11 protein-coding genes and 1 pseudogene are annotated in these 9,439 nt (G+C 39.0%); 11 read left to right on the top strand and 1 reads right to left on the bottom strand.

Annotated elements, in window-relative coordinates; all coding sequences use genetic code 11:
- Positions 1-34 precede the first annotated feature (34 nt).
- Complete coding sequence (locus tag I6E11_RS13530; RefSeq protein ID WP_235338679.1) at positions 35-1,144, top strand: AAA family ATPase; 1,110 nt, start codon at positions 35-37, stop codon at positions 1,142-1,144.
- Positions 1,141-1,836, top strand: a complete 696-nt coding sequence (locus I6E11_RS13535; protein ID WP_235338680.1) for a hypothetical protein — start codon at positions 1,141-1,143, stop codon at positions 1,834-1,836. Before I6E11_RS13530 ends, I6E11_RS13535 begins: the two co-directional genes overlap by 4 nt.
- Positions 1,837-1,883: 47 nt before the next feature.
- Here I6E11_RS13535 and I6E11_RS13540 read toward each other — a convergent pair whose 3' ends face one another.
- Positions 1,884-2,561, bottom strand: a complete 678-nt coding sequence (locus I6E11_RS13540; RefSeq protein WP_235338681.1) for a hypothetical protein — start codon at positions 2,559-2,561, stop codon at positions 1,884-1,886.
- 163 nt (positions 2,562-2,724) lie between these two features.
- Here I6E11_RS13540 and I6E11_RS13545 point away from each other — a divergent pair, with 163 nt between their 5' ends.
- The 9 genes and pseudogenes from I6E11_RS13545 to I6E11_RS13585 all read left to right on the top strand — a co-directional run.
- On the top strand, positions 2,725-3,102 hold the full coding sequence (locus tag I6E11_RS13545; RefSeq protein WP_235338682.1) for a LytR/AlgR family response regulator transcription factor: 378 nt from the start codon (positions 2,725-2,727) through the stop codon (positions 3,100-3,102).
- 34 nt (positions 3,103-3,136) lie between these two features.
- The gene (locus I6E11_RS13550) at positions 3,137-3,472 is read left to right on the top strand and encodes a DUF3876 domain-containing protein (RefSeq protein ID WP_235338683.1); all 336 of its coding nucleotides are present in this window, start codon (positions 3,137-3,139) and stop codon (positions 3,470-3,472) included.
- Between the two features lie 106 nt (positions 3,473-3,578).
- On the top strand, positions 3,579-4,304 hold the full coding sequence (locus I6E11_RS13555; protein ID WP_235338684.1) for a hypothetical protein: 726 nt from the start codon (positions 3,579-3,581) through the stop codon (positions 4,302-4,304).
- 261 nt (positions 4,305-4,565) lie between these two features.
- Positions 4,566-5,471: a glucose-1-phosphate thymidylyltransferase RfbA gene (rfbA, locus tag I6E11_RS13560; protein ID WP_235338685.1), complete on the top strand. Its 906-nt coding sequence runs from the start codon at positions 4,566-4,568 to the stop codon at positions 5,469-5,471.
- Between the two features lie 125 nt (positions 5,472-5,596).
- Complete coding sequence (rfbC, locus tag I6E11_RS13565) at positions 5,597-6,166, top strand: dTDP-4-dehydrorhamnose 3,5-epimerase (RefSeq protein ID WP_235338686.1); 570 nt, start codon at positions 5,597-5,599, stop codon at positions 6,164-6,166.
- A gap of 315 nt (positions 6,167-6,481) precedes the next feature.
- Positions 6,482-6,892 carry an LbetaH domain-containing protein gene (locus I6E11_RS13570; RefSeq protein WP_235338687.1) on the top strand — a complete coding sequence of 137 codons (411 nt, stop codon included), beginning with the start codon at positions 6,482-6,484 and terminating at the stop codon, positions 6,890-6,892.
- Positions 6,879-8,024 (top strand): dTDP-glucose 4,6-dehydratase, encoded by a 1,146-nt coding sequence (locus I6E11_RS13575; protein ID WP_235338688.1) that lies wholly within the window; start codon positions 6,879-6,881, stop codon positions 8,022-8,024. Before I6E11_RS13570 ends, I6E11_RS13575 begins: the two co-directional genes overlap by 14 nt.
- Before the next feature lie 42 nt (positions 8,025-8,066).
- On the top strand, positions 8,067-9,050 hold the full coding sequence (locus I6E11_RS13580; protein ID WP_235338689.1) for a hypothetical protein: 984 nt from the start codon (positions 8,067-8,069) through the stop codon (positions 9,048-9,050).
- A 139-nt stretch (positions 9,051-9,189) separates the two neighbouring features.
- A pseudogene (locus tag I6E11_RS13585) lies at positions 9,190-9,439 on the top strand (lipopolysaccharide biosynthesis protein); the annotation flags it as partial.

Raw genomic sequence — 9,439 nt, forward strand, 5'->3', positions numbered from 1 at the left:
ATTTTATTCTATGTATACTTTAAATTTTTCAAGAATGAAGATTAAACGAATATCAATAATAAACCACCTTACAGGATGGAATGTCAGAAATCTTTGTCTTGACGACTATCTCACTTTGCTTGTAGGTGCATCAGGAGTTGGTAAGACATTAATTTTACGTGTCATCAAAGATATCTCAAATATAGCCAAAGGAAATTCAGTAAATGGTCTTGAATGGGATATAACTATTGAAGATAACGATAATATATATCAATGGAGTGGAGAGTTTGCCGCTATATCCGATGATAATGCCAACTACTTTAAGCGCGATATGCAGGAATATCCTATAATTCGCGAGTCGCTAAAACGTGGAGACAATATGATAGTCCACAGAGAAAATGACCGTATAGTGTTCAACCGAAAACAGACTGTAAAGCTTGATACCACCAAGAGCGTCATAGCCTTATTGAAGGAGGAAGATGAAATCAAGCCGATTTTCAATGCTTTTGGTCAGATATTTGAATTAAAGAACTATAATGACGGCATAAGTATTTCTCCATTCCTTTCCAAGAAAAGAGACGAAATCAAAGAACTTCAGGAGATACACAACAGCCGTTTTCTCAGCCCTATAGAAAAACTGTTTATACTCCGCAAGGAAAACATGCCGCAATTTGATAGAATAAAAGATTTGTTTACCGGTATCTTTGCCAATGTTGAAGACATAGATTTTTCCTTAGAGCAACTATTTAATGATACGATGTATCCTGTTCTCAAAATCAAGGAAAAAGGTGTTGATGCATGGATTATGCAGAACAGTATATCATCCGGAATGTTCCGTACTCTTTCCCAGATAACCTTTCTTGTACTTGCTCAGGATGGTGATATTATTCTTATTGATGAGTTTGAGAACGGATTGGGTGTTAACTGTATAGACCATCTTGCAGATCAGATACTTGATACTGACCAGAATCTGCAGGTTATCATAACCAGCCATCATCCTTACATCATCAATTCCATTCCGTATGACAAATGGAAAGTCGTGACCCGCAATTGCAGTAATATCAATGTACTGACAGCTGATGATCTTAAGATAGGCGAACATTCCAGGCATGACGCGTTTATGCAGCTTGTTCAGACTAATGCTTACCGTACCGGAGAAGTATGAATGCATATATTGTAGTAGAGGGAGAAAAGACCGAAATGACGGTTTATCCCGCATGGCTTTCCATTATAGCTCCTAATATGCAAAGAATAGATGATGCATTTTCTTTGACTAATGATTCATATTATCTGTTTTGCGGATATGGAATACCTCATATTTATCAGCACGTTGTCAATTCCGTAAAGGATATAAATGAAATAAACTCCAGAGGTGGAAGTACATACGATTATCTCATAGTTTGCCTTGATACCGAAGAAGAGACAAGAACAGACATAGAAAATACACTTAATGAATACCTTGAAAAGGAAGGAATACATCCTGAGGGCTTCCAGATTGTAGTTTTTGAGCATAAGGTATGTATGGAAACATGGTTCCTGGGTAACAGACGTTTATTCAAAGATAACCCCAATGATGCCAATATGGTTGAATATCTGCGTCATTACAATGTCAAGAAAGATAATCCGGAAGATATGGAATCTATTAATCCGCACAGATGGAATAAAGCCGCTTTTCATTTGAAATATTTAAAGGCAATGCTTGCAGAACGTAATTTAAAATACGACAAGAATAATACATCAGAAGTTGTGAAACCGGAATATCTGAGAGAATTGATTTCCAGATATGAAGAAACATCGCATCTGAGAACTTTCGGTTCATGGTATGAATTTGTAAAAGAAAATATGTCAAAATATTAGATTTTTTATGAGTAGTAATTTGTTTTAAACATCCGGAGGCGGGCTTTTCAGTCCGCCTCCAGCATTTTAATCACTTCCGTGATTTTTGTTTCCGTGAACATACATATCCCTACGGCCGATCCTGCCATAGGCGGAACAGTTCTTGTGAAATATCCGCAGAATCTCTTGTCCTTCATAATCAGTTTCATTTCATCGGCGGCATTCATCTCTCCCGCGTTATAGCAGTCGCTGTAGCTCGCCATATGTTCCAGCAGTTCGGCAAAGCGCCTTTCCCTGTACACCTCCCCCATGTGCAGCGCTGTGTTCATATATTCGTAGCACTCGTATATCACCGTCACGTTGTGCTTCTCCATTCTGCTGAACGTCCCCGTCTCCTTCATTATGGAAAATACGTTGTCCTTAAGCATCCAGTAGTGATAGTACCTGTGCTGGTTCAGCAGCGAATCCTCCGCCATTCCGGCATCCCCTGTCTTCAGCAGTTCTGCCAGTCTCCTGTCCCTGCGGTAATATCTCATCATCTTCCTCAGTTCCACAATATTGTCATTAAGCTCGGTCTTCAGCATCTCCATATACTCGCTGTCGTCCTTGCGCTCATAGTATCCGTCCACCAGGCTGTCGCCATAATATGTTATGCACAGTCCGATAATGATAACGGACACCTCCTTCATGTAGTCTTTTATCCATTCCATAAATTTCCGGTGATGAATCCGTAACAATGCATGCAAATAAAATGTCTGTGGGCGAAATGCAGAAAAAAAGTTTGTGAAACACCCCTGTCCGTACGTCCGTTTGCTGTTCGCACACCCGTAGCGGCATTTCGCACACTATAATTCGGAGCTCCGCAGCTAGTGGTAATTTTGTTCCCCGATAAAGCTACAGAATGAACTTATGAGGAATGAAAACACAAGTACACGAAAGAAATCCGGCATGGTGACGGACGGTTTCTTTGTAAAACCCATTTATAACGACTACAGGGTTAAGATACGCTACAGCGAGATAGAATGGATAGAGGCAGACAACAACCACAGCCATATCCATATGAAAGGTATGCGCCCCGTGACGGTCTGTTTCAAGCTCCAGCAGGTGGAACAGATGCTCCCCGAGGACAGTTTCATACGTATCAGCCGTTCGGAGATAGTAAATCTTCTGCTGGTGGACCGCTATTGTGGCAATCTTCTGCATCTTGAGGGATGCAGCCATCAGTTCTACGTCACCGAGAAACATCGCGAGGCGGTATTCTCCTGTTTCGTGGAACTGACAAAATAGTTTTTTCGCACAACATTAAAAACCGTATGAGAACATGAGAAAGAAAATCCCGCATATCCTGATATGCGCCTTGCTGCCCGCAATGATGGCAGCCGGCTGTATGCACAGCCCTACCCCAATCCCGTCCGCCCAATGGCGTAGCATGCACGGGCATCCCGACATCCGTACCACCGACAGCATGACACTTATAGTGTATCATCCCACGGACTGCGGCGTATGCCCCATCTCCTATCCCATCATGACGGACCCCCACACAGGCAGGTACTACATCAGTGCCGCCATACGGATATTCATAAGCTACGACAGCGAAACCGGCGAGCTGTACCTCAGCCCCGGAGGTGAATATCTCCCCCTGTTCACAAAGCAGTGACGGCAACTCACAAACCGCAGTGCTATATCCCGTTTTTTATCACCACATTTGCAGCGTAAGCTTACACAATTAGAGAACAAGAATTATTCACTAAAAACAAGAAAAGATGATAACAATATCAATAACAGAGTACAACGAAAGAAAGACCAGGGAAACACTTGCAAAACTGGCAGCAGATATATACGCAGATATATATAGTTTGCTTGGATGCGAAACGTCAGATGTAACGTCCTATTATGCAAAAGACTGTCTGGAAGAGCTGAAAAAACTGTCTGCTATTCTTATACCCCAAAACGGAGGTAAGCTTGAAGAAGCATACGCGGCAGGCGATTATTTTCATATTGTGCTAAATGAGGCGAAAGAAGCGACAAGACGTGTAATAATCAATACCAATGACCAGCAGACAAGTCTGAAGATAGTAAATAAAATCTTGGATAATCCTGTTTTAAAAGACAGCCTGATGTCGATGAAATTTTTTGCCAAAGCTCCCGGAAGTCCTAAGGAGAGACTGAAATATGATAAAGTGGTATTGTATTTCCATGAGACAGGCGAGCCAAACATCGGAAAAGTGTTCGATACAATGAATCCGGGAGATACGTCGGGCGAGATAAGTGCCTTTTATGACCTCTGGACACAAGAAGAAAACGGAAAAGCTCTCAACTATATCGGTGCAGGCATTGAAATCGATCCGGATGTAAGTTTTACCGAGCAGCGTGAGCAGGAAATACTCGGATATATGCGTTATTTTATTAAGGAGAAATGTTCAATAGATGAGTTTGTGAACGGCTGTTATGATTACGTCACGGAATGCATACAGGAAAAGACAAAATAATTAAGAGGAATGCCATCCATACAAGGGTGGCATTTCTTGTTTAATTTTTACACATCCGTAAACATAATTGTTAAAATCCATATTCTATAGCGCAATCTGTCACTATATAGTTTGAAATATCGTTATAAAGGACTACTTTTGTGACGATTTAAGGATTATTGCGGACTATCTTGTACAACTTTCTATGGATGGGAAGATGTGGGAGGTAGCCGCGAAGCGTGCCCGGAGGGGGTAGTTCCCAAACAAAAAAATTATCCAATAATGAAAGGAATCGTACTGGCAGGTGGTAGCGGAACAAGACTTTATCCCATCACCAAGGGAGTGAGCAAGCAGATGCTCCCTATCTTCGACAAACCGATGATTTATTATCCTATCTCCGTGCTTATGCTGGCAGGTATACGGGAGATACTGATTATATCGACTCCGCATGACCTTCCGGGGTTCAAACGTCTGCTGGGCGACGGAACGGAGTTCGGCGTGAGGTTCGAGTATGCGGAACAGCCTTCGCCGGACGGACTGGCACAGGCTTTCATCATAGGCGAGGAGTTTATAGGTGACGACTCGGCCTGTCTGGTGCTGGGTGACAACATCTTCCACGGGGCTGGTTTCAGCGGAATGCTGAAGGAGGCTGTACGCATGGCGGAAGAGGAGAAGAAGGCTACGGTGTTCGGCTACTGGGTGAGCGACCCGGAACGTTACGGTGTGGCTGAATTCGACGAGAAGGGCAACTGTCTGAGCATAGAGGAGAAGCCGGAGAGTCCGAAGTCGAACTATGCTGTGGTGGGACTGTATTTCTATCCTAACAAGGTGGTGGAAGTGGCGAAGAACATCAAGCCGTCGGCACGTGGAGAGCTGGAAATAACGACTGTGAACCAGAAGTTCCTGGAGGACGGTGAGCTGAAGGTGCAGACGCTGGGACGTGGTTTCGCATGGCTGGATACGGGTACGCATGACTCGCTGAGCGAGGCTTCGACATATATTGAGGTGCTGGAAAAGCGTACGGGACTGAAAATAGCGTGTCTGGAAGGTATTGCCTATCGCAAGGGCTGGATAGATGAGGAGCAGATGAGGAAGAATGCGCAGCCGATGCTGAAGAACCAGTACGGACAGTATCTGCTGAAGGTGATTGAAGAAGTGAAGGAAACAGGGAATCCAAACCTAGATTAAGTTACTAGGTTTCAGTTACGAGTTGACAAGGCCTTAGCTTCGCTGGCCGTTTGTTCCATCCGGATGGAACCTCGTAACTTGTCAACTAGTCAACTTGTAACCTAATAATATAAAACTAACAACTTATGAATATAATCAAGACTGAAATAGAAGGTGTGGTAATAATTGAGCCACGCATTTTCACTGATGCTAGAGGATATTTTTTTGAATCATTCTCTGAAAGGGATTTCTGCAAGGAAGTACGTGAAATAAAGTTTGTACAGGACAATGAAAGCAAGTCAAGCTATGGAGTGATGCGAGGACTGCATTTCCAGCGTCCACCTTTTACACAGAGTAAGTTGGTAAGGGTAATCAAGGGTGCAGTGCTTGATGTGGCTGTAGACATTCGTAAGGGCTCCCCTACTTATGGTAAACATGTAGCTGTAAAACTGACAGAAGACAATCACAGGCAGTTCTTTGTGCCAAGGGGATTTGCTCACGGCTTTGCAGTATTGAGTGATGAAGCTATCTTCCAGTATAAATGTGATAACTTCTATGCTCCGGAAGCGGATGGTGGAATAAGTATTCTTGATAATTCATTGGGTATTGACTGGTGTATACCTATGGGTAAGGCTATTCTTAGTGAAAAGGATACCAAGCATCCTTTGTTAAAGGATTTCGACAGTCCTTTTGATATTAATGTTCCCTTATATTAATTTTTTTTATATGAGAAAACTCAAAAAAATATGGAAGAACAGATGGATATTGAGATCGATATTTAAAACTATATATTTTAATTTCCATTATTTACCTTTTAATCAGGCTATAAAATTACCAATATTACTATATAAACCCAAATTATTAAAATGCAAAGGTAAAATAATTATTGAAGGGCCAGTACGATTTGGTATGATTCGATTAGGTACTTATAATGTCTCGCTTTATCCAAATAACGGTATAGTTTATGAAAACCACGGAGGTAAAATATATTTACAGGGGGGGTAAATATTGGTAATAATTCTTTTATCTCAGTGGGGGATAATGGTAAAATTATTTTTGGGAATAATTTTACTGCTACAACATCCTTAAAAATTACCTCTTATTATTATATTGAATTTAAAGAAAACGTTTTATGTGGATGGAATTGCATTTTTACTGATACAGATTTTCATCAATTATCGTTAGTAGGAAGTGATATTAAGCCTAAATCATTCGATAAGATTGTTATAGGAAATGATAACTGGATAGCATTTAATAATATAGTTCTTAAAGGAGCAAAATTAGGATCATATAATATTGTATCAAGCAATTCTATTCTTAACAAGAATTATGCTGATGTGCATTATTGTCTCTTTGCAGGACAACCTGCACAAGTTAAAAAGAATGGGATTTATAGAGATAGATTAAATGATAAAATAGATTATCATTATGAGAATATATAAACGCAATATATTAATAACCGGTGGAGCCGGTTTTATAGGCAGTCACGTGGTACGCATGTTCGTGAACAAATATCCTGAATACAGAATTATCAATCTTGATAAACTGACATATGCAGGTAATCTGGCAAATCTTAAGGATATTGAGAATTATCCTAACTATGTATTTGTAAAGGCTGACATTTGTGATTATGACAAGATACAGGAACTGATGAAAGAATACCATATAGACGGTATTATACATTTGGCTGCAGAAAGCCATGTTGACCGTTCCATAAAAGATCCTTTCACATTTGCACGTACAAACGTAATGGGAACACTTTCACTGCTTCAGGCTGCAAAACTGTACTGGGAAACTCTTCCTGAAAAATATGAAGGAAAACGTTTCTATCATATCTCTACAGATGAAGTGTACGGTGCACTGGAGATGACTAATCCTGAAGGTATAGAACCTCCTTTCAGCACAACTGCATCTTCATCGGAACATCATCTGGCATACGGAAAGGATTTCTTCTATGAAGATACCAAATACAATCCGCATAGCCCCTACTCTGCTTCAAAGGCAAGCAGTGATCACTTTGTTCGTGCTTATCACGATACATATGGTATGCCGACTATAGTGACTAACTGTTCAAACAACTATGGTCCATATCAGTTCCCTGAAAAACTGATACCATTATTTATCAACAATATCCGTCATCGTAAGCCATTGCCTGTATACGGAAAAGGTGAGAATGTGCGTGACTGGCTGTATGTGGTGGATCATGCAAGAGCTATTGATGTGATTTTCCATAACGGTAAGATTGCTGAAACTTATAATATCGGTGGTTTCAATGAATGGAAGAATATAGATATCATAAAGGTTCTTATAAAGACCGTTGATAGAATCCTTGGAAATCCTGAAGGTTATTCTCTTGATTTGATAACATATGTTACAGACCGTTTGGGACATGATATGCGTTATGCTATTGACTCCACTAAGTTGCAGCGTGAACTTGGCTGGGAACCAAGCCTGCAGTTTGAGGAAGGTATTGAAAAAACTGTAAGATGGTATCTTGATAATCAGGAGTGGATGGATAATGTGACTTCAGGGGATTATCAAAGGTATTATGAGGAAATGTATAAGGGGAAATAAATAATATATATTTAAAACAAATTTTTCTATATTACGTTTACAATGAATTGCATATACAATTTTATAATTACTATTACGAGAAAGTCTATTAAAATTATATGGAAACCTTTTCCTTTGGGTTATGATAAATATGTAGATATAAAAGATCAAGAAGCTAATGATTATATCTATAATTTTTTGCAAAACAAAACAAATGATAAAGGTAAAATGGTTTCTAAATTTGGAACTACTGAACTCTCCAATATAGTTGCTTATCATTATGAAATTAATAATTGGAGTAAAGATTATACTATTGATGTTTTAAACTACAATGCTTCATTTAATTCTAAACATACAATAAAACAATTATGTAAGAATTCTGGCTTTTTCCCTTGTGATTTAAGATTAGGGAAGGAATTCTACAATCGTATGTTATCTGATATACAAGAAATTGATGTTTTAGGCAGTTATATATATGAAGAAAAATATATAGAACAGTTTCTTACGGGAGTAAGAAAGAGAGTTAATTTAGAAGGGTTTTATGCACCGTTTCTCTGGAAAAATCCATGGACCAGAATTCTGAAAGGGAAGCGTGTTTTGGTAGTACATCCTTTTACTGAAAGTATCAGATATCAGTATGAACATAATCGAGATAAAATATGGGAAAACCCAGAAGTACTTCCTGAGTTTAAAGAACTACTTACTATTAAAGCTGTGCAGAGTATTGCTGATGAAAAGAATCAGCCATATAAAGACTGGTTTGAGGCATTAAAATACATGGAGGATGAAATTAATAAACTAGAATTTGATATAGCATTAATTGGATGTGGAGCTTATGGAATGTGTTTAGCGGCCCATGTTAAGAGGATGGGAAAAATAGCTATACATTTAGCTGGATGGACACAAATGCTCTTTGGAGTATATGGTAATCGCTGGATAAATGACCAACCACAATATTCAAAGTTCATAAATGAGTATTGGATTAGACCTAATGAAAATGAACGCCCTAGAGGAGCCGAAAAGGTAGAAAAAGGTTGTTATTGGTGATTTTTATGTAAATATTCATTGCAAGTTGCAATAAAGCCTGTAATCGATAATAAATGATTAAAATCTTAATGTGTAACTAAAAGACTATCTCTAAATAAGATTATTAAGGAATAGTTAAATATTTAATTAAATCACATTGATGGATAATAATAAATTGTTAGCTAAGAATACTATTCTCTTATATGTAAGGATGCTTGTTTCAATGCTTGTTTCATTATATACTAGCAGAATTATATTAAATTCATTGGGGTTCGAGGATTATGGGATTTATAACGTTGTTGCTGGCTTTGTAAGTATGTTGGCTTTTTTAAATAACTCCTTATCAATAACAACGCAAAGATTTTTATCAATTTCTTTAGGAAAGTCTAATATTGATAATTTGAGAAATG

Origin of the sequence: Bacteroides caecigallinarum (assembly GCF_021531075.1) — a bacterium.
Taxonomy (GTDB): Bacteria; Bacteroidota; Bacteroidia; order Bacteroidales; family Bacteroidaceae; genus Phocaeicola; species Phocaeicola caecigallinarum_B.

Bases quoted from the DNA above. Each gene is read 5' to 3' on its own strand.
- I6E11_RS13530 (WP_235338679.1), top strand. From the start codon at position 35: ATGAAGATTAAACGAATATCAATAATAAACCACCTTACAGGATGGAAT.
- I6E11_RS13535 (WP_235338680.1), top strand. From the start codon at position 1,141: ATGAATGCATATATTGTAGTAGAGGGAGAAAAGACCGAAATGACGGTT.
- I6E11_RS13545 (WP_235338682.1), top strand. From the start codon at position 2,725: ATGAGGAATGAAAACACAAGTACACGAAAGAAATCCGGCATGGTGACG.
- I6E11_RS13550 (WP_235338683.1), top strand. From the start codon at position 3,137: ATGAGAAAGAAAATCCCGCATATCCTGATATGCGCCTTGCTGCCCGCA.
- I6E11_RS13555 (WP_235338684.1), top strand. From the start codon at position 3,579: ATGATAACAATATCAATAACAGAGTACAACGAAAGAAAGACCAGGGAA.
- rfbA (WP_235338685.1), top strand. From the start codon at position 4,566: ATGAAAGGAATCGTACTGGCAGGTGGTAGCGGAACAAGACTTTATCCC.
- rfbC (WP_235338686.1), top strand. From the start codon at position 5,597: ATGAATATAATCAAGACTGAAATAGAAGGTGTGGTAATAATTGAGCCA.
- I6E11_RS13575 (WP_235338688.1), top strand. From the start codon at position 6,879: ATGAGAATATATAAACGCAATATATTAATAACCGGTGGAGCCGGTTTT.
- I6E11_RS13580 (WP_235338689.1), top strand. From the start codon at position 8,067: ATGAATTGCATATACAATTTTATAATTACTATTACGAGAAAGTCTATT.